The organism is Micromonospora sp. NPDC005298 (assembly GCF_040607375.1).
Lineage (GTDB): Bacteria > Actinomycetota > Actinomycetes > Mycobacteriales > Micromonosporaceae > Micromonospora.
The window spans coordinates 826,695-843,943 of record NZ_JBEXGP010000002.1; the positions used below are offsets into that span (position 1 = coordinate 826,695).

Below are 17,249 nucleotides of genomic sequence, written 5' to 3' on the forward strand. Positions count from 1 at the left end.
TGGGAGTCCAGTGGCGATTGTGGAGAAAGTGATCGAAGCCCCCCCGCAGCAGGTGTTCGACGTGCTCGCCGACGGGTGGACGTACAGCGACTGGGTGGTCGGCACGGCACACATGCGCGACGTCGACGACGCGTGGCCGCGGGTGGGCAGCCAGCTGCACCACCGGGCCGGTCCGTGGCCGTTCTCCTTGCAGGACGCCTCGACGGTGCTGGTCTGCGAACCACCGCACCGGCTGGTGCTGCGGGCCGGTCTGTGGCCGGCCGGTGAGGCGATCGTGGCGTTCACCCTGGAACCGGTGGGCGACGGCGCCACCCGGGTCAGGCTCGGGGAGGACTTCGCGGCCGGCCCGCTGCGCTGGGTCCGCAACAAGGCGAACGACCTGGTGCTGCACCTGCGTAACCGGGAGACGCTGAACCGGCTCTCCGACATCGCCACCCGCCAGAAGGGGTGACCGTGACGCGGACCGTGGTGGTGACCGGCGCGAGCGCCGGCGTGGGCCGGGCGGTGGCCCAGGCGTACGCGGCCGGGGCGCACGGTTGGCGCTGCTGGCCCGCGGCGAGGCCGGCCTGAGCGCCGCCGAACGGGACTGCCGGCTGCGCGGCGCCGCGGACGTGCGCGTCTACCGGGTCGACGTGGCGGACGCGGGCGCGGTGCAGCAGGCCGCCGACGACGTGGTGCACCACTGGGGCGCCATCGACGTGTGGATCAACAACGCCATGGTGTCGGTGTTCGCACCGGCGTGGGAGATCCCGGCGAGCGAGTTCCGGCGGGTCACCGAGGTCACCTACCTGGGCACGGTGCACGGCACCCTGGCCGCGCTGCGACACATGCGCGCGCACGGCCGGGGCGCCATCGTGCAGGTGGGCTCCGCGCTGGCGTACCGGGGGATCCCGTTGCAGTCGGCGTACTGCGCGAGCAAGCACGCCGTCCAGGGGTTCAACGACTCCCTGCGGGCCGAGCTGCTGCACGACTGCCCCGGGGTGAAGCTGTCGATGGTGCAGCTGCCCGCCGTGAACACGCCACAGTTCTCCTGGGTCCGTACCCGGCTGCCCCGGCATCCGCAGCCGGTGCCGCCGATCTTCGCGCCGGAGGTGGCCGCCCGCGCGATCGTGTGGGCCGCCGACCACGGCCCCCGGGAACTGAACGTCGGCGGCCCGACCTGGCGCGCGACCGTTCCGCGGCGCTGTGGGTCGGCACCCACAAGCCGGCGCTGTCGGGTGTCGCGCTCGCCGGCGTGGCGCTGGCCCTCACCGCCGTGGCCCGACGCCTGCGCTGACGCGCACCCGGGGCACTCGCCGTCATTGGGATGACCTCGCCCGCAACGCCCGGAAGGGGAGCGTTTTCCACTCGGGCGGGACAACTGGATACCCTCTCAGGTAGCCCTGTCCGCAAACCGAGGATGTCCGACATGATCGAGCCCGTGCAGCTGCCGTCGCCGTGGCGGGACGCGCGCCTGACCGTCGTGGTGCCCACCTACAACGAGGCGGGCAACCTCCCGGCGCTTGTCGAGCGGCTGCTCGCGCTGCCGCTGCCGGGGCTGCGCATCCTCGTCGCTGACGACAACTCCCCCGACGGCACCGGCGAGGTGGCCGACAAGCTGGCCATCGAGCACCCGGACCGGATCGAGGTGGTGCACCGGGCCGGCAAGGAGGGCCTGGGCCGGGCCTACGTGGATGGGATCGGGCGTGCCCTCGACGGTGGTGCCGAGTACGTGGCCCAGATGGACGCCGACCTGTCGCACCCGCCGGAGGCGCTGCCGGGGATGCTGGGCGCCCTGCTCTCCACCCAGGCGGGCGTGGTGATCGGTTCCCGGTACGTGCCCGGTGGCGAGCTGGACGAGAACTGGCCGCTGTACCGCCGGGCGCTCAGCGGCTGGGCGAACCTCTACGTGCACACCCTGCTGCGGGTACGGATTCGGGACCTGACGGCCGGCTTCAAGATCTGGCGGGCGGACGCCCTGCGGAACATCGGCCTGGACCGGGTGCAGTCCAACGGCTACAGCTTCCAGGTGGAGATGCACTACCTGGCGACCAAGCTGGGGCACACCATCCTGGAGGTGCCGATCCGCTTCGAGGAGCGGCGCGACGGTGAGTCCAAGATGACGACCGCCACCAAGATCGAGAGTGCGCTGATGCCGTTCCGCCTCCGCAACAAACACCGCAACATCACCCCCTGACACCCACCAGCCCCTCCCCTCCCCCGGTGTTCGCGGGTGATCAGGGGGTGGGACCCCGGGGGTCAGGTGGGGTAGAGCGCCTGGTGGGCCTTTGTGACGGCGGCGGCGTAGGCGCGGCCGGTGAGTGCTCGGTCGCGGGCCAGTGCCGCGCGGGCCGCGTTCGCGCCCGGCGCACCGTGCACCCCGCCCCCGGGGTGCGCCGACGAACTGGCCAGGAAGAGCCGGTCCACCGGGGTGTCCGCCCGGCCCAGGCCGGGGATCGGACGCAGGAACAGCTGCTGGTACGCGGCGGCGGTGCCACCGCCGAGCGCGCCACCGACCAGGCTCGGGTTCTCCTTCTCCAGCTCGGCCGGACCGGCGACGTGCCGGCCCACGACGAGTCGCCGGAAGCCCGGGGCCGCCGCCTCCAGCACGTCCTCCATCCGCTGCACGTGCCCGGCGATGTCGTCGGCCCGCCAGTCCCGCCGGAACGGCAGGTGGGTGTACGCCCACAGCGACTCGGTGCCCGGCGGTGAGTGGCTCGGGTCGGCCACCGACATCTGCCCCACCAGCAGGAACGGGTCGCGCGGCAGCTCGCCCCGGGCCAGCTCGCCGGCGTAGTGGGTGAGCCCGTTCAGGTCCGCGCCGAGGTGCACGGTGCCCGCACCGGCGACCTGCCGGTTGGTCCACGGCACCGGCGCGGAGAGCGCCCAGTCCACCTTGAGTGTCGAGCCGTCCCACCGGAAGTGGGCCAGGTCCTCGACCAGCCGGGACGGCAGCGCCGCCGCGCCCACCAGGTCGAGGTAGAGCGCGGGGGCCGGTACGTCGGCCAGCACGGCCCGGCGCGCCCGCCACAGCGTCCCGCCGACGGTGCGGACACCCATCGCCCGACCACGGGCGGTGAGCACCCGGTCGACGTGTGCGCCGTAGAGGATCGTCCCGCCGCGCTCCTGGAGGCGGGCGACGAGCGCGTCGGTGATCCGCTGCGCGCCGCCGTCCGGCACCGGCCAGCCGACCTGCTGGCCGAGCATGGCCAGCAGCCACCCGTACACCCCGGAGCCGGCCTCCTCCGGGGACAGGTCGGTGTGCAGGGCGCAGCCGGCCAGCAGCGCCGGCCCGCCGGGGCCGTCGAAGAGTTCGTCGCCGAGTTTGCGCACCGGCACCACGAGCCGCCGGGCCAGCCGCAGCGCGCCGGCGATCCGCAGCCGGCGCAGCAGACCCAGGCCGCCGCGTACCGGCGGGAACGGGCTGGTGATGGTGTCCAGCATCGGCTCGGACACGTCCAGCCAGTCGGCGTACGCGTTGAGCCAGCGCTTGCCGTCACCGGGGGCGAACTGCTCCAGCGAGGCGGCGGTGACGTCCGGATCCCGGTTGACCACCGCGGCCCGCCCGTCGGGCAGCAGGTGCGCCAGCACGTCCGGGGCGTGCCGCCAGGACAGGCCGTGCCGGTCCAGGTCGAGCCCGCGCAGCACCGGCGAGGCGTACCCCAGGGGGTAGAAGGAGCTGTAGAGGTCGCTGAGGTAGCCGGGCGCGGTCACCTCGCCGGAGCGGACGGCGCCGCCGGGCACGGCGGTGGCCTCCAGCACGACCACGTCCCATCCGGCGTCGGCCAGCAGGTTGGCCGCGACGAGGCCGTTGTGACCCGCCCCGACGACGACGGCGTCCGCGCTCTGCGCGCCGGTGGTAGTCATCCGATCCGGCTACCCGGCGCGCAACCGGGCGAAACGCGTTTGCCTCGCCCGGGCCGGGGCATCCAGCGCCGCATGTACACGGTTGCGCAGCTGGTGGGCGGGGTGTGGGGTGCGGGCGGCGACGACGGTGAGCTGGTCGTGCACGACCCGGCGGACGGTTCGCCGGTCAGCACGGTGCCGGTGGCCACGGCCGACGAGGTGGGCAAGGCGGCGCAGGCGGCGCGCGGCGCGGCGGCACAGTGGGCGGCGACCGCGCCGGCCGAGCGGGCGGCGGCGCTGCACCGGGCCGCGGACGCGGTGGCGGCGGCCACCGACGAGCTGGCGGCGGCGGTCACGGCGGAGATGGGCAAACCCCTGGCGGACGCCCGCGGCGGCGTCGAGGCGGGCATCGGCACGCTGCGACAGTACGCGGAACTGGCCCCGCTGCGCGGCGGTCGGACGTTGCACGGTGCCGACGACGCGCTGGACTTCATGACTCCCCAACCGCGTGGCGTGGTGGCCGCGATCACCCCGTGGAACGACCCGGTGGCGGTCTCCTGCGGGTTGCTCGGCGCGGCCCTGGTCACCGGCAACGTGGTGCTCTACAAGCCCAGCGAACGGACCCCGGCGACGGGGTGGCTGCTGGCGAGGGCGCTGGACGAGGCGCTGCCGGCCGGGGTGCTGTCGCTGCTCACCGGTGGGCCGCAGGTCGGTGCGGCGTTGGCCGCCCAGGAGGTCGACGTGGTGGCGCACGTGGGCTCCACGGCGACCGGGCGGGCCATCGCCGCGGCGGCGGCCCGCACCGGGGCGAAGGTGCTGCTGGAGAACGGTGGCAGCGACCCGCTGGTCGTCGACGCGGGTGTGGATCCGGAGTGGGCGGCGCAGCAGGCGGCGCTCGGCGCGTTCGCGAACGCCGGGCAGATCTGCGTCGCGGTGGAGCGGATCTACGTGCACCGGGAGGTGGCCGAGGACTTCGTGGCGGCGCTGGCCCGTCGGGCGGGCGCGCTGCGTACGGGTCCGGGGCGGGACCCGGACACCGAGCTGGGTCCGCTCGTCGACAGGCGGCACCGGGACCACGTGCACGGGCAGGTCGCCGCCGCCGTGGCCGCCGGCGCGCGGGTACGCGTCGGCGGGGAGATCCCGGACGGTCCGGGGGCGTTCTACCCGGCCACCGTGGTCACCGACTGCCGGCACGACATGCCGCTGGTGCGGGAGGAGACGTTCGGGCCGGTGGCCCCGGTGGTGGTCGTCGACTCGTACGAGGAGGCGCTGCGCTGCGCGGCGGACTCCCCGTACGGGCTGGCCGCCACGGTGCTCACCGCCTCGATGAGCCACGCGCAGCGGGCGTGGCGGGAGCTGCCGGTCGGGACGGTGAAGGTCAACTCGGTGTTCGGCGGGGCGCCGGGCGGTGCCGCCCATCCGCGCGGCGCCAGCGGGCAGGGCTTCGGGTACGGCCCGGAGCTGCTCGACGAGTTCACCGCCACGAAGGCGGTGCACATCGAGGCGCCGGCCGGCGGGCACTGGTGACGGGGCACGGGCGGGCGCGGGTGAGCCGCGTCCGCCCGTGCGTACCGTCGTGGGAGGTCAGTCGCCGCGGGCCTTGCGGGTGGCGCGGTCGTTGGCCTTCTCGATGGCCTTGACCAGCTCCGGCTTGGTCATGCTGGACCGGCCGGGCACGTCCAGTCTGCGGGCCACCGACATGAGGTGGTCCTTGGTGGCGTTGGCGTCCACGCCGCCGGCGGTGGCGGCACGCCGTTCCGGGCCGCCGCCGGCCGCCTGCGCGTCGCTGGGGCCCTTTCGGCCCTTGGGCTCCCAGTGGTCGCCCACCTTCTCGAACTCGTGCTTCACGGCGGCGAAGGCGGTGCGGTGCGACCGCTCGCCCTCGCCGTAGGTCTCCACCGCCGAGTCGTGCGTCTTCTCCCAGGTGCGCTGCGCCTTGTCCGGGGAGCGTCGCAGCGTGCTGGGCATGTCCTCGCGCCCGGGCATCTCGTTCCTCCTCCGTGTCGGTCAGATTCCCCCTGTCGTTCCCCTGGTGCGTGCGGGTAAACCGCTGGGTGGGTTTGTCGATTTCCCGGCGGGGGTACCGGCCGGGCCAGGCCCGACCGGACGACCGGTCATCCGGCCGCCGGGCGCACAGGGAGCGGGCATGACGACCACGGAGTCGGGTACGACGCTCGGCGGCGGCACCGCCGGCGCACGGCTGCCCCGGCGGGTGCGCCAACTGAACTGGCGGACCTGGCGTGGTGTGCTGGTGCGCAGTGTGCGGAACTTCGTCACCGACAACTGCTCGGACTGGGCCGCCGCGTTGACGTACTACGGGGTCCTGGCGCTCTTCCCGTCCGCGATCGTGGTGGTGGCCCTGGTCGGCCTGGTGTCCTCCGGTGAGCGGACCCTGGACACGGTTGTCGACCTGGCCAACCAGGTGGGCGCCGGGTCGGTGCTGACCGACGACGAGGGTGGCGTGGTCGGGGTGATCCGCTCGGTGGTGGTCGAGCAGAGCAACCCCAAGCTGCTGCTGAGCTTCGGTCTGCTCGGCGCGCTGTGGTCGGCGTCGGGTTTCATCGGCGCGTTCACCCGGGCCTCGAACGCCATCTACGGGGTCACCGAGGGTCGGGCGGTGTGGAAGCTGCGACCGTTGCAGATCGGCCTGGCCGCGATCACGCTGGTGCTCCTCGCGGTGGTCGCTCTGGGGTTGATCGTCAGCGGCCCGGTCACCGACGCGGTCGGCGACCTGGTCAACGCCGGCGGCCTGGCCCGCAGGGTGTGGAGTTTGGCGAAGTGGCCGGTCCTCGCCATGATCATGATGGTGCTGCTGTCGCTGCTGTTCTGGATCGCCCCGAACGTGCGCCAGCCCCGGTTCCGCTGGCTCACCCCGGGCGGCGGGGTGGCCCTGTTCGCCTGGGCGCTCGCCTCCTTCGGCTTCGGCCTGTACGTGGCCAACTTCGCCTCGTACGACGCCACCTACGGCAGTCTGGGCGCGGCCATCGCGTTCCTCGTCTGGCTCTACCTGTCGAACTCGGCGCTCATGCTGGGCGTGCAGATCAACGCCGAGGTGCAGCGGGGACGGCAGTTGCAGGCCGGTGACCCCGACCCGGAGGAGCCGGTGCTGCCGCCCCGCAAACCCGCCGACGACTGAACCCCCGTCGCCCCGGATGTCCGTTCCGGGGGCCGGTTCGTGGTGGGGTGCCGGTTTACCGGCCCCGGTGTCGGGTAGCGCAGAAGACATGGAGCGTGGCAACAGCAAGCACGGACCGAGGATCGACGAGCAGATGAGCCAGGAGGTCAGCGGCCTCGTACAGGGGCCGGGGACCGGCGGCTCTCGGGTCGACGAGTCGCGGGTGCCGGAACCGGCGGGCGAGGACCAGCCGGAGACGACGACCGCCCCGGCCGGCGACCTGCGCACCGGCACCCCACAGGGGATGAGTTCCGCGGATGTCGAGCAACGCAGCCGGCTCGGCCGGTTCATCTCGATGAGCGCCCTGCCGGGCGACCGCCTCGTCCTCATCGCCAGCGCCCGTGAGAACGAGGCACCGGACGACATCCTGGCCGCCCTGGAGCGGTTGCCCGAGGGCACCGAGTACCAGACGGTCTCCGAGGTGTGGGCCGCGCTCGGCCACAAGAACGAGACAACCCGCTGGTGAGAAGGATCGCCCCCGATCCGATCGCTCACCGGCCGAAGGAGGTTCCCTGATGAGTGGCGTAACCGAACACGTTGACGTTGCCGTACCCGTCCGCACCGCCTACGACCAGTGGACGCAGTTCGAGGAGTTCCCCCAGTTCATGGAGGGTGTGTCGGAGGTCCGGCAGCTCTCCGAGACGATGACCCACTGGACCGTGGACATCGCCGGGGTGAAGCGGGAGTTCGACGCCGAGATCACCGAGCAGCTGCCCGACGAGCGGGTGGCCTGGCGTTCCACCGGCGGTACGCAGCAGGCCGGTGTGGTGACGTTCCACCGCCTGGACACGGACAAGACCCGGGTCACCCTCCAGCTCGAGTTCGAGCCGCACGGCGTGGTCGAGCAGGCCGGCGACAAGCTCGGCATCGTCGACCGGCGGGCCAAGGGCGACCTGGAGCGGTTCAAGACCTTCATCGAGCGGCGCGGTCAGGAGACCGGCGCCTGGCGCGGGTCGGTGGACCGCCCGCAGCCGTGATCCCGGGTACGACCCACGCGACGGCCGCCGGAGTTTCCGGCGGCCGTCGCCGTGTCCGAGCCCGGCCGCGCGGCGCCGTTTGCGATCATCGCGCCCGGGTACGGCTGAGGACATGACCGACGACAACATCAGGGTGTGGCGGGACGAGGAACGGCTCCCACTGGAGGAGTTGGAACGCGCCGTGTCGGGTTCCAGCCTCGACGGGCAGGCCGACGACGTGACCGGCAACGACGCCGGTGAGGAGGCCGCCTTCGGGCACGGGCCGGCGGCGGCGGACCGGTCCGGGCAGGCCCGGGGCGCCGGTCGGGAGCCGACCGACCCGGAGCGCGCCTACCGTCCCTCCACCACCGGCCGTACCGGCCCGGACAACGGCTGAGCCGACTCGGGCTCGGGGCGTCCGACCGGCCGGGTGGGCCGGCGGGCGCCCAGCTCGTACAGCACGAACAGCGCCACCGCCAGCACCACCAGGGCCGGCCCGAGGACCTGCACCGACAGGGCGTCGATCAGGACGCCGAGGCCACCGGGGACGAGCGCGGCGCCCAGGCCGGCGGCGCCGATCTGCAGGCCGATGGCCCGGTCGGCGTGGGCCGTACCGACCCTGTCGGCGGTGGTGAGGGTGAGCAGCGGGAACACCGGCGCGGCGGCGAAGCCGACCACGACCAGGCCGACGACGGCCAGGGCCGCCGGTCCGGGTACGGCGATCAGCGCCGCGCCGACGACCATGCCGGCGAGGCTGACGCGCAGCACGAGCCGGGTGCCCAGCCGCTCGGCCACCACACCCTGGACCACCCGGCCCACGAAGAGGCTCCCCCAGTACGCGGACACGCAGCCGCCGGCGACCGCCGCGCTGAGCCCGCGCCCCTCGGTGAGCAGCAGGAACGCCCACAGCCCCGCGGACACCTCGATCGCCACGTACAGCGCGAAGCCGACCGTCCCCGACCAGACCGCCGGCAGTCGCAGCGTCGCGCGTACCGGCACCCGCACCACAGGCGTGGCCGGTGCGGACGCGACGCCCGGCTCGGCGGGAGCGCGACGCCAGGCACGCACGGTGAGCGCGAACGCGGTGGCGAGGGCGAGTTGGGCGGCGGCCACGATGCCGTACCCCCACCGCCAGGCCAGCCCCGCGCTCAACGCCCCGGTCATGATCAGCGGGCCGATCGCCACCCCCAGGCCGAAGAACGCGTGCATCCAGTTCATGTGTCGCGCGCCGAACGCTCCGGCGGCGTACGCGTTGAGCCCGGAGTCGATCGCGCCGGAGCCGAGCCCGAGCAGCAGCGCGCAGCCCACGATGACGGCGAGTGCCGGGCTCAGCGTGTAGCCGGTCAGCGCCAGGCTCGCCAGCAGGGTGCTGCCGGCCAGCAGCGCGCCCACCCCGACGCGGGCGAGCGTGAACCCGGCCAGCACGCTGGAGGTCAGGTAGCCGACGGTGCCGGCGGTGAGCAGCAGCCCGACCGCCTTGGTCGGCACGTCGAGGTCCGCCCGGATCGAGGGCCAGCCGACGCCGAGCAGGCCGTCGGGCAGACCGAGACTGACGAACGCGAGGTAGGCCAGCAGCAGCAGTGACGCGCGGGGTGGCACGGGCGGAGTGGACACGGGACAGCATCCTGCCGTAGGCGCACCTTACCCTCGACGCCGACCGCCGGCACGCTGCGACAAGAAGTGGTGTCCGGACGGTCGAGAAAACGGACAGCTCATCCAGAATCGACCGATCGGAGGACGGCAAGCCGGCTTGTTCGCGTAAGAATTTCGGAATGCATCAAGGCTCCGGAATCCTCTCCACGCGTCAGCGCCGGCTCGCCTGGCTCGGCTTCCTGCTCGCCGCGCTCCAGGCACCGGTCGCGGCTCGGCTCGTCTCCGACGAGTCCTGGCTGTTCAGCCTCTGCGTCGCGCTGATGGTGGCCACCGTGATCATGGCCGACGACGCGGCCCGGCGGCGTCCCGCCAGCGCGACCGACTAACCGTCGGCGGCAGGCCGGGCCTCGTGCCCCGGCCTGCCCTGACTGCGACGGCGCTCCTTCATCTCCGCCTCGTAGAGGTGCCGCCGCCCACCCACCAGCTCGTCCCGGGCCTGCCGGTCCAGCTCGCGGAACAGCGCGTGGTAGCCGTCGTCGAAGTCCTCGACGATCTGGAACGTCCACCGCCCGGCGATGACGTTGCGGCCCACCAGCTCGGTGGCGATCCGCTCGGCGAGCTGCTGGTGCCCGGCCGCGCGGAACTGCTGCACGGCGTCGTCGAGCATCAGGTCGGCGTGCCCGATCAGCTGGTGCAACGAGTACAGGTGCCCGCGGGCCCGCTCCACGCACTCCAGTGCCTCGCTGAGCTTGCCCAGCGCGGCGACGGTCTCGTCGCTCACCCCGTCCGGCCTGCGGTGCCGCTCGTCCGGCGCGTCCGCTCGCTGTCCCATCGGTGCCTCCGTGCTCTGGTGTGTGCCGTGGTTCTCCTGCTGCCCCGTCTGTGCCGGATCAACCCTCGCGGCCAGCCGGGACCGTCCGGTGGCGTGGCCGACATTCGCCGAGCGGCCGAGGCCGCCGCGGTGACCTGTCGGTTAGCCTCGGTCACCATGCGTGTGCCGTTCACCCGGGTCGCCCCCCGTACCGCCGTCGACTCGGCGCGGTCCAGCCTGGCCGCCCTCACCGTCTCCGTGGGTACCGTCGGGCTCGCCGCGGCCGCCACACGCCCCGGCCTGCTCGCCCTCGTCGACCAGCACGCCGCGGCCGTACGGGACAGCCTCGACGGCGACCGCCAGCCCCTCACGGCCGCGTCCCTCGCGGGCTACGCCGAGGGCCTGCGCGAGGCGGCCCTGGAGCACGGGTGGACCCCGCCGCACGGCCCGATCGACTGGAGCGAACCGGAGTGGCCGCTGGCCCGGCTGCTCGCCGTCTGCGCGCTGGCCCGCTCACTCGACGGAGCCTGACCCGGCGCGCGCAAGAGGGTGCCCACGCGGACGCGGACACCCTCTTCCCGGTACGACCCGGCCGCTACGAGCGGTACTGCTGGGCCTCGTCGACCCGGGGCATGGCCTGGGTGCGGTCGCCGCCGCGGTCGGCCATCTGCCGCTCCATGTCGCTGCGCCCGGCCGCCGTGGCCTGACGCTGCTGCTGCACCGCCCGGGCTTCCCGGGCCGCCCGGTCCAGCCAGCCGTCCCAGCGGTTCTGCATCGGCTTCACCAGACCACCGCCGACGCCGACGATCAGGATGCCGGCCACCGTGGCGAGCACCGCGATCAGCACCGGAGTGGTCACCGTGGTAGCGATACCGACCTGGTTCAGCGCGGCGATCACGCCGAGGGCGATGATGAAGATCGCCGTCAGGTCGGCCAGGACCTTGCCGTACGAGAGCCCGCCCAGCGCCCCGGTGACCAGATCCCGGACGGCGTTGGCGATAGCGGCCGCCACCACCACGATGACGATCGCGACGAACGCCCGCGGCAGCCAGGCCACCACGCCCCTGATCAGGTCACTGATCGCGTTGGGACCCCAGACTCCGAAGGCGAACTGCAGCGTGAACAGCAGTACCGCGTAGTACGCCAGTCTGGCCAGAATGTCGCTGGCGTCGTACTTCGTTCTCTCCAGGGCCCGTTTGATGCCTCCGCGTTCGACCGCTTCGTCGAAGCGCACCCGTTCTAGCACCGTATCCACGATTTTGAGGACGGCTCTGGCGATGAGCCAGCCGACCACGAGGATGACGATGAAGGCCACTGCCTTCGGGATGAAGAGCAGCACCGACCTCCAGGTGTCGGCGATGGCATCGCCGATGTCGGCCTGCCGGACCGCGAGGGTTTTCAGCATGACGTCCCTCCTGTCGCATGGACTGCGCCGGGCGCATACCCGGCCGGGGGTGCGGCAGTCCGCGCGGCTCGCGGAGTTTTTTCCGACAAGCCGCCGGAGACAGGCCCTGAACTGCCCGAACAGTCACCGCGACGACCCCGACAGCGACCCGCCGCCATGATCGGATGTCGTTGTCGGACGGCCCGATAGGCTGCGGACATGCCAGGAACGGTCGGGCGAGTCCCCACGCCAGCAACTCCGGTCCCCGGCGCACCCACCGGGTCGGGGGCGGACGCCGGCGTGCTCACCCACGACTGGGCCGGTACCCCGCTCGGCCCACCCGAGGCGTGGGACCCGTCGGTCAGGGCGGTGGTCGAGCTGATCCTCTCCTCGCCGATGCCGATGGCCCTGGCGTACGGGGACGATCTCGTGCTGCTCTACAACGCCGGGTACGCCGAGCTGCTGGGCAACAAGCATCCCGGCGCCCTCGGCCGCCCGGCCGCCGAGGTGTACGCGGAGGTCTGGGCGCTGCCCGGCGTCGGTGAGGTGATCGAGCGGACCTACCGGCAGGGCGTGCCGTTCCTGGAGAAGGAGTCGACCGTCTCCCTGGTACGGGAGCACTCCGCCGTTGCGGAGCAGGCGGTCTTCACCCGGGGCTACTCGCCGGTGCGCGACAGCGCCGGGCGGATCGTCGGCATGTTGACCGTGGCCGCCGAGACCACCCACGTCACCGAGCAGTTGCAGAGCCTCAGCGAGGTCGCCGCCGCGCTCGCCGGCACACTCACCCTCGACGACGTGGCCCGGGTGGCGTTGCGACACACGATCAACACCTTCGACGCCGACCAGGTCTCGTTCGCGGTCGACGAGGGCGGCGGCGGTTGGCGGACGGTGCGCCGGGTACGCGGCGAGCTGATGGACGAGGCCGACGAGCGTCTCCCACCGCTGTGGCGGCGCGTGCCGGCGGACTGGTCGGCTCCGGTGGTGCGGGTGGCCCGGGCCGGCGACGCGTCGTTCCTGCGGGACGGCCAGCCGCTGCGGGAGACCGCGGTCGACCGCCACGACCAGAAGATCCGGTCGATGGCGGCGCTGCCGCTGGGCACCTCGGTGGTGCGCGGCGGGCTGGCGGTCGGCTTCCAGGCGCCGCACGCGTGGTCGGCCGCCGAGCGGGCGTTGCTGGCCGCCTCGGGAGAGCTGATCGGCCAGGCGGCCGAGCGGGCCCGCCGCTTCGAGACCCAGCACGGCACCGCCCAGCTGCTGCAGCGCAGCATGTTGCCGGCGCACCTGCCGGACCTGCCCCGACTGCGGATCGCGGCCCGCTACGACCCGGGGGTGGACGGCAACGCCGCCGGCGGGGACTTCTACGACGCGTTCCTGCTGCCCACCGGGGATCTCGGCGTGGTGCTGGGCGACGTGGCCGGGCACGACGTGCAGGCCGCGGCACGGATGGGGCAGGTCCGCGCGGCCCTGCGGGCGCTGGCCCTGGCCGATCCGGCCCCGGACGCGGTGCTGGCCGGACTGGACCGGCTGGTCACCAGCCTGGGCGCGGAGGCGGGCACCGACGAACTGTTCGTCACCGTGGTGTTCGGGGTCGTCGACGCGGGCCGTCGGGAGGTGACCCTCGCCAGCGCTGGTCATCCGGCCCCGCTGATCCGCCGGACCGACCCGGACGGCCGTTGCCGCGCGGAGTACGTGGACCTGCCGGCCGGCCCTCCGCTCGGGCTCGGCGGACGACCGGTCACCGCCACCGTGGCGTTCCGCCCCGGCGACACCCTGCTGCTGTTCAGCGACGGTGTGGTGGAGCGCCGTCGGCAGAGCCTCACCGCCGGGCTGGACGCCCTCGTCGACGCGGTCGCGAAGGCCGCCAGCAGTGATCCGCGCGCGTTGTGCGCGGTGGCCATCGCCGCCGTGCCCGGCGGCACCGAGGACGACGTGGCGGTGCTGGCCGTCGAGCACGCGCTCAAGCCGAGCCGTTCGGCGAGCATGGAGGTCCCGGCGGAGCCGACGGCCCCCAGCCGGGTACGGCACTGGATGACCGGCCAGCTCACCGAGTGGCAGGTGCCCGAGTCGGTGATCGGCGCCGCGGTGCTCTGCACGAGCGAGTTGACCACCAACGCCCTCCTGCACGCCGGCACCGCCGCCCGGGTGGAGATCGACCTCAGCCCGGAGCGGCTGCTGGTGTCGGTCGCCGACACCGGCACCCGGGGCACCGTGACCCGTACCCGTACCGACACGTTGAGCAGTCGGGGGCGCGGTCTCGGGCTGATCGAGGAGCTCAGCGACGCCTGGGGCACCGACCCGACGGTCCGCGGCTCCACGGTCTGGTTCGAGATCCTCGTTCCGGCCGCCGAGCGCCACTGAGGACAGCGGGGCATCAGCCGACCGCGTAGCGGGTAGGAGGACGCGCATGGCCACCGAGCAGCTCACCGGCGTCCTCTTCGACGTGGGCGGCACCCTCGTCGACACCACCTACCTGCACACGGTGTCCTGGTGGGAGGCGCTACGCCAGACCGACCAGCCGGTGACGATGGCGACCGTGCACCGGTCGATCGGGATGGGCGCGGACAAGCTCCTCGACCACCTGCTGGGCCCGGAACGGGACCGGGACGCCGACGCGAAGCTGCGCGACGCCCACGACACCCTGTACGCCGAGTACTGGGAACGCCTCACGCCACTGCCCCGGGCGGCGGACCTGCTGCGCGCCTGCGCCGAGCGGGGTCTGCGGGTGGTGCTGGCCACCAGCGCGTCGGAGCCGGAGGTCGGCGCGTTGCGCCGGGCGCTGGGCGTCGACGACGTCGTGGACACTGTCACCTCCTCGGCGGACGCGGAGCAGAGCAAGCCGGCCCCGGACATCCTGGTGGCCGCGCTGGAGCAGTCCGGACTGGACGCCGAGCGGGTGGTCTTCGTCGGCGACTCGGTGTGGGACGTGGCGGCGGCCGGCAAGCTCGACATCCCGTGTGTGGGCCTGACCTGCGGCGGCACCAGCCGTGGTGAGCTCGCCGGCGCCGGGGCGGTGGCGGTGTACGACGACCCGGCCGCCCTGCTCGCCGAGCTGTCCACCTCTCCCCTGACCCGCGCGAGGTGAAGTCCACTCGGGTTGGTCGGGCCGCGTACGCATAGCGGGAGTTCCGCCGGGGCATGGTCACCACCTGCCCGCAACCAGTGGGCGCGGGCGGAAGGTGGCATGGTGGAGCCGGTAGACGTGGCGTTCGCTCTGGTGGGCGTGGGTGCTCTGCTCGCAGGGATCCTGCCCCGGGTGCTGGAGCACCGCCCACTGTCCATGCCCATCGCCTTCCTGGCCCTCGGCATGCTTGTCTTCCTGCTGCCGGTGGGTCTGCCCACACCGGACCCGCTGGCTCATCCGGCGCTGGCCACCCACCTCACGGAGATCGGGGTGATCGTCGCCCTGATGGGCGCCGGACTCAAGATCGACCGCCCGTTGAGCCGGGCCCGCTGGTCGTCGACCTGGCGGCTGCTGGCCATCGCGATGCCACTGTGCATCGCGGCCGTCGCGTTGCTCGGCTGGTGGTGGGCGGGCCTGGTGCCGGCGGCGGCGCTGCTGCTGGGCGCGGCGCTGGCACCGACCGACCCGGTGCTCGCCGCCGACGTGCAGGTCGGCGAGCCGACCGATGTGGAGGACTCCGAGGACGAGGTCCGCTTCGCCCTGACCTCCGAGGCCGGCCTCAACGACGGCCTGGCGTTCCCGTTCGTCTACGCGGCCATCGCCATCGCCTCGACGAGTCTCGCCCCGGGCGACTGGCTCGCGGAATGGTTCACCGTGGACGTGCTGTGGAAGGTCGGCGTCGGTGTCGGCGGCGGCCTGCTCATCGGCTGGCTGCTCGGCAAGCTCTTCTTCCGGGCGCCCAGCAAGCTGCGGCTGGCCCGGCACGCCGAGGGCTTCCTCGCGTTGGCCGCCACCTTCCTGGCGTACGGCCTGGTGGAGGTGGCCGGCGGGTACGGCTTCCTGGCGGTGTTCGTGGCCGCCCGGGCGATCCGGGCCGCGGAGCGGACCCACGAGTTCCACGCCGTGCTGCACGACTTCGCCGAACAGATCGAACGACTGCTCACCCTGGTCCTGCTGCTCCTGCTCGGCGGCGCGATCGTCGGCGGCCTGCTCGCCCCGTTGACCTGGCCGGCGGCGGCGGTCGGGCTGGCGCTGGTGTTCCTGATCCGGCCGTTGACGGGCTGGCTGTCGCTGCGCGGCGCGCCGGGCCGTCCCGCCGAGCACTGGGTGATCTCGTTGTTCGGCATCCGGGGGGTGGGCTCGTTCTACTACCTCGCGTACGCCACCACGAAGGCCGACTTCCCGCAGGCGGAACTGCTCTGGGCCACGGTCGGGCTGGTGGTGCTCGTGTCGGTGGTGGTGCACGGCATCACGGCGACCCCGGTCATGCAGCTGCTCGACCGCGAGGGCGAACGGACGTCCGACCCCGCCGAACGTGACACCTCCGCCCAGCCCGTCGCCGCCGCCGGGCACGGCTGAGCCGGCGTCCGGCCCTCAGGCCAGGCGGGCGGCCAACGCGCGGCCGAGGTCCCGTCCGGAACGCCACGCGCTCTGCACCCGCGGCTTGCCGAAGGCGTCACCGGCCAGGCCGATGCCGTCGGCGTCCAGGTGGAAGGTGTCCCCGCTGGTGTCGCCGGTCGGCGCCGCGTACGTCCACCGGTGCACGTGCACGTCGCTGGCCTGCTCGGGCAGCCCCAGCAGGTCCCGTACGGCCTGGTGGATCGCCGTGCCGGCACCGGTGGGCTGGGCCAGGTGACCGCTGGCGAACGCCGCGACGGTGTGCGCGACGAGCACCGGGGCGCCGTCGCCGCGCCGGTCGCCGTCGTCGCAGACGAGGCTGAGCAGCGGGTGGTCGTTGACGAAGGCGCCGGCGAAGTCGGGCCAGCGCCGGTTCGGGAAGCGCAGCACGGCGGCGAGGGCCGGCGACCAGCGCTGCGCCTGCACGGCCCGGGTGGCGTCGGCGAGGGCCGGGTCGAGCAGCAGGGCGGCCTGCGGGCCGGGCATGGCCAGGACGACGGCCGCGCACGCCTCGCCGTCCACGACCGGTCCGGGCTCGACGCCGAGCACCAGCCGGTCGACGGTCAGCGGCAGCGGAGCGGCCAGGTGTTCGACAAGCGAGCGGAGTCCGCGCGGCGCGGCGAACCGCATCGGACCTGGCACCTCGTGGCGCCCCTGCCGGTCGTACGCCTGGAAGGTGTCGGTCCATTCGCGGACCAGGCCTGCGGCGCGCCACCGCTCGACCACGACGGCGAAGTCCGGGTCGCTGACGGTGAAGTAGGCGGCGCCGATGTCGGCGGGCCGCCCCGCGAAGCGTTTGCTCGCCATCCGGCCGCCGCAGACGTGCCCACGCTCCCGCAGCAGCACCGGCACGCCGGCGCTGCTCAACTCCGTGGCGCAGGCGACGCCTGCGATTCCGGCGCCGACGACCACCACCGTCGAGGGGTCAACACTCATCCGGTGATCGTAGGCGGCGGCGGGCGGGCATGAACCACGGACGATCGGGG

At 73.6% G+C, this 17,249-nt stretch carries 19 protein-coding genes; 13 read left to right on the forward strand and 6 right to left on the reverse strand.

The features are described 5' to 3' along the window. The first annotated feature begins 10 nt into the window (after positions 1 to 10). From ABZS77_RS08590 to ABZS77_RS08600, 3 genes are all read left to right on the forward strand, one after another. Positions 11 to 451 carry an SRPBCC family protein gene (locus ABZS77_RS08590; RefSeq protein ID WP_354819303.1) on the forward strand — a complete coding sequence of 147 codons (441 nt, stop codon included), beginning with the start codon at positions 11 to 13 and terminating at the stop codon, positions 449 to 451. An 85-nt stretch (positions 452 to 536) separates the two neighbouring features. Further along, positions 537 to 1,310, forward strand: a complete 774-nt coding sequence (locus tag ABZS77_RS08595; protein WP_354819306.1) for an SDR family oxidoreductase — start codon at positions 537 to 539, stop codon at positions 1,308 to 1,310. 98 nt (positions 1,311 to 1,408) lie between these two features. Further along, positions 1,409 to 2,176 (forward strand): polyprenol monophosphomannose synthase, encoded by a 768-nt coding sequence (locus ABZS77_RS08600; protein ID WP_354819308.1) that lies wholly within the window; start codon positions 1,409 to 1,411, stop codon positions 2,174 to 2,176. Between the two features lie 62 nt (positions 2,177 to 2,238). On the opposite strand, the gene ABZS77_RS08605 is transcribed toward ABZS77_RS08600, so the two are convergent. Further along, a complete protein-coding gene (locus ABZS77_RS08605) occupies positions 2,239 to 3,846 on the reverse strand; it encodes an NAD(P)/FAD-dependent oxidoreductase (protein WP_354819311.1) in 1,608 nt (535 codons plus the stop codon). Positions 3,847 to 3,918: 72 nt separating this feature from the next. Between ABZS77_RS08605 and ABZS77_RS08610 the strand changes: the two genes are divergently transcribed. Beyond that, positions 3,919 to 5,352, forward strand: coding sequence for an aldehyde dehydrogenase family protein (locus ABZS77_RS08610; RefSeq protein ID WP_354819314.1), 1,434 nt, complete (start codon positions 3,919 to 3,921; stop codon positions 5,350 to 5,352). A 57-nt stretch (positions 5,353 to 5,409) separates the two neighbouring features. Here ABZS77_RS08610 and ABZS77_RS08615 read toward each other — a convergent pair whose 3' ends face one another. Next, positions 5,410 to 5,811: a ChaB family protein gene (locus ABZS77_RS08615; RefSeq protein WP_354819317.1), complete on the reverse strand. Its 402-nt coding sequence runs from the start codon at positions 5,809 to 5,811 to the stop codon at positions 5,410 to 5,412. 160 nt (positions 5,812 to 5,971) lie between these two features. Between ABZS77_RS08615 and ABZS77_RS08620 the strand changes: the two genes are divergently transcribed. The 4 genes from ABZS77_RS08620 to ABZS77_RS08635 all read left to right on the forward strand — a co-directional run bounded on the left by ABZS77_RS08620 (position 5,972) and on the right by ABZS77_RS08635 (position 8,353). Then, the gene (locus ABZS77_RS08620; RefSeq protein WP_354819319.1) at positions 5,972 to 6,961 is read left to right on the forward strand and encodes a YihY/virulence factor BrkB family protein; all 990 of its coding nucleotides are present in this window, start codon (positions 5,972 to 5,974) and stop codon (positions 6,959 to 6,961) included. A gap of 88 nt (positions 6,962 to 7,049) precedes the next feature. After that, positions 7,050 to 7,466 (forward strand): DUF2795 domain-containing protein, encoded by a 417-nt coding sequence (locus tag ABZS77_RS08625; protein ID WP_354819322.1) that lies wholly within the window; start codon positions 7,050 to 7,052, stop codon positions 7,464 to 7,466. A 49-nt stretch (positions 7,467 to 7,515) separates the two neighbouring features. Further along, on the forward strand, positions 7,516 to 7,977 hold the full coding sequence (locus ABZS77_RS08630; protein WP_354819324.1) for an SRPBCC family protein: 462 nt from the start codon (positions 7,516 to 7,518) through the stop codon (positions 7,975 to 7,977). A gap of 112 nt (positions 7,978 to 8,089) precedes the next feature. After that, positions 8,090 to 8,353: a hypothetical protein gene (locus ABZS77_RS08635; protein WP_354819327.1), complete on the forward strand. Its 264-nt coding sequence runs from the start codon at positions 8,090 to 8,092 to the stop codon at positions 8,351 to 8,353. On the opposite strand, the gene ABZS77_RS08640 is transcribed toward ABZS77_RS08635, so the two are convergent. Beyond that, positions 8,308 to 9,570 (reverse strand): MFS transporter, encoded by a 1,263-nt coding sequence (locus ABZS77_RS08640; protein WP_354819330.1) that lies wholly within the window; start codon positions 9,568 to 9,570, stop codon positions 8,308 to 8,310. The two genes, ABZS77_RS08635 and ABZS77_RS08640, sit on opposite strands and share 46 nt — an antisense overlap. Positions 9,571 to 9,728: 158 nt before the next feature. Here ABZS77_RS08640 and ABZS77_RS08645 point away from each other — a divergent pair, with 158 nt between their 5' ends. Beyond that, the gene (locus tag ABZS77_RS08645) at positions 9,729 to 9,935 is read left to right on the forward strand and encodes a hypothetical protein (protein WP_354819333.1); all 207 of its coding nucleotides are present in this window, start codon (positions 9,729 to 9,731) and stop codon (positions 9,933 to 9,935) included. On the opposite strand, the gene ABZS77_RS08650 is transcribed toward ABZS77_RS08645, so the two are convergent. After that, positions 9,932 to 10,381, reverse strand: coding sequence for a hypothetical protein (locus tag ABZS77_RS08650; protein WP_354819336.1), 450 nt, complete (start codon positions 10,379 to 10,381; stop codon positions 9,932 to 9,934). The two genes, ABZS77_RS08645 and ABZS77_RS08650, sit on opposite strands and share 4 nt — an antisense overlap. A gap of 156 nt (positions 10,382 to 10,537) precedes the next feature. Here ABZS77_RS08650 and ABZS77_RS08655 point away from each other — a divergent pair, with 156 nt between their 5' ends. Next, on the forward strand, positions 10,538 to 10,891 hold the full coding sequence (locus ABZS77_RS08655; RefSeq protein WP_354819339.1) for a DUF6401 family natural product biosynthesis protein: 354 nt from the start codon (positions 10,538 to 10,540) through the stop codon (positions 10,889 to 10,891). A gap of 64 nt (positions 10,892 to 10,955) precedes the next feature. Here the strand turns inward: ABZS77_RS08655 and ABZS77_RS08660 are convergent, their stop codons facing one another. Beyond that, entirely contained in the window at positions 10,956 to 11,765 is an 810-nt protein-coding gene (locus tag ABZS77_RS08660) for a hypothetical protein (RefSeq protein WP_354819342.1), read from the reverse strand. Positions 11,766 to 11,963: 198 nt separating this feature from the next. Here ABZS77_RS08660 and ABZS77_RS08665 point away from each other — a divergent pair, with 198 nt between their 5' ends. From ABZS77_RS08665 to ABZS77_RS08675, 3 genes are all read left to right on the forward strand, one after another. Continuing rightward, the gene (locus tag ABZS77_RS08665; protein ID WP_354819345.1) at positions 11,964 to 14,102 is read left to right on the forward strand and encodes a SpoIIE family protein phosphatase; all 2,139 of its coding nucleotides are present in this window, start codon (positions 11,964 to 11,966) and stop codon (positions 14,100 to 14,102) included. Between the two features lie 46 nt (positions 14,103 to 14,148). Beyond that, positions 14,149 to 14,826, forward strand: a complete 678-nt coding sequence (locus ABZS77_RS08670) for an HAD family hydrolase (RefSeq protein WP_354819348.1) — start codon at positions 14,149 to 14,151, stop codon at positions 14,824 to 14,826. A gap of 102 nt (positions 14,827 to 14,928) precedes the next feature. Continuing rightward, positions 14,929 to 16,224 (forward strand): cation:proton antiporter, encoded by a 1,296-nt coding sequence (locus ABZS77_RS08675; RefSeq protein WP_354819598.1) that lies wholly within the window; start codon positions 14,929 to 14,931, stop codon positions 16,222 to 16,224. A 15-nt stretch (positions 16,225 to 16,239) separates the two neighbouring features. On the opposite strand, the gene ABZS77_RS08680 is transcribed toward ABZS77_RS08675, so the two are convergent. Then, the gene (locus ABZS77_RS08680) at positions 16,240 to 17,178 is read right to left on the reverse strand and encodes an FAD-dependent oxidoreductase (RefSeq protein WP_354819601.1); all 939 of its coding nucleotides are present in this window, start codon (positions 17,176 to 17,178) and stop codon (positions 16,240 to 16,242) included. Positions 17,179 to 17,249 lie beyond the last annotated feature (71 nt).

Bases quoted from the DNA above. Each gene is read 5' to 3' on its own strand.
- ABZS77_RS08600 (WP_354819308.1), top strand. From the start codon at position 1,409: ATGATCGAGCCCGTGCAGCTGCCGTCGCCGTGGCGGGACGCGCGCCTG.
- ABZS77_RS08605 (WP_354819311.1), bottom strand. From the start codon at position 3,846: ATGACTACCACCGGCGCGCAGAGCGCGGACGCCGTCGTCGTCGGGGCG.
- ABZS77_RS08610 (WP_354819314.1), top strand. From the start codon at position 3,919: ATGTACACGGTTGCGCAGCTGGTGGGCGGGGTGTGGGGTGCGGGCGGC.
- ABZS77_RS08615 (WP_354819317.1), bottom strand. From the start codon at position 5,811: ATGCCCGGGCGCGAGGACATGCCCAGCACGCTGCGACGCTCCCCGGAC.
- ABZS77_RS08620 (WP_354819319.1), top strand. From the start codon at position 5,972: ATGACGACCACGGAGTCGGGTACGACGCTCGGCGGCGGCACCGCCGGC.
- ABZS77_RS08625 (WP_354819322.1), top strand. From the start codon at position 7,050: ATGGAGCGTGGCAACAGCAAGCACGGACCGAGGATCGACGAGCAGATG.
- ABZS77_RS08630 (WP_354819324.1), top strand. From the start codon at position 7,516: ATGAGTGGCGTAACCGAACACGTTGACGTTGCCGTACCCGTCCGCACC.
- ABZS77_RS08635 (WP_354819327.1), top strand. From the start codon at position 8,090: ATGACCGACGACAACATCAGGGTGTGGCGGGACGAGGAACGGCTCCCA.
- ABZS77_RS08645 (WP_354819333.1), top strand. From the start codon at position 9,729: ATGCATCAAGGCTCCGGAATCCTCTCCACGCGTCAGCGCCGGCTCGCC.
- ABZS77_RS08650 (WP_354819336.1), bottom strand. From the start codon at position 10,381: ATGGGACAGCGAGCGGACGCGCCGGACGAGCGGCACCGCAGGCCGGAC.
- ABZS77_RS08655 (WP_354819339.1), top strand. From the start codon at position 10,538: ATGCGTGTGCCGTTCACCCGGGTCGCCCCCCGTACCGCCGTCGACTCG.
- ABZS77_RS08660 (WP_354819342.1), bottom strand. From the start codon at position 11,765: ATGCTGAAAACCCTCGCGGTCCGGCAGGCCGACATCGGCGATGCCATC.
- ABZS77_RS08665 (WP_354819345.1), top strand. From the start codon at position 11,964: ATGCCAGGAACGGTCGGGCGAGTCCCCACGCCAGCAACTCCGGTCCCC.
- ABZS77_RS08670 (WP_354819348.1), top strand. From the start codon at position 14,149: ATGGCCACCGAGCAGCTCACCGGCGTCCTCTTCGACGTGGGCGGCACC.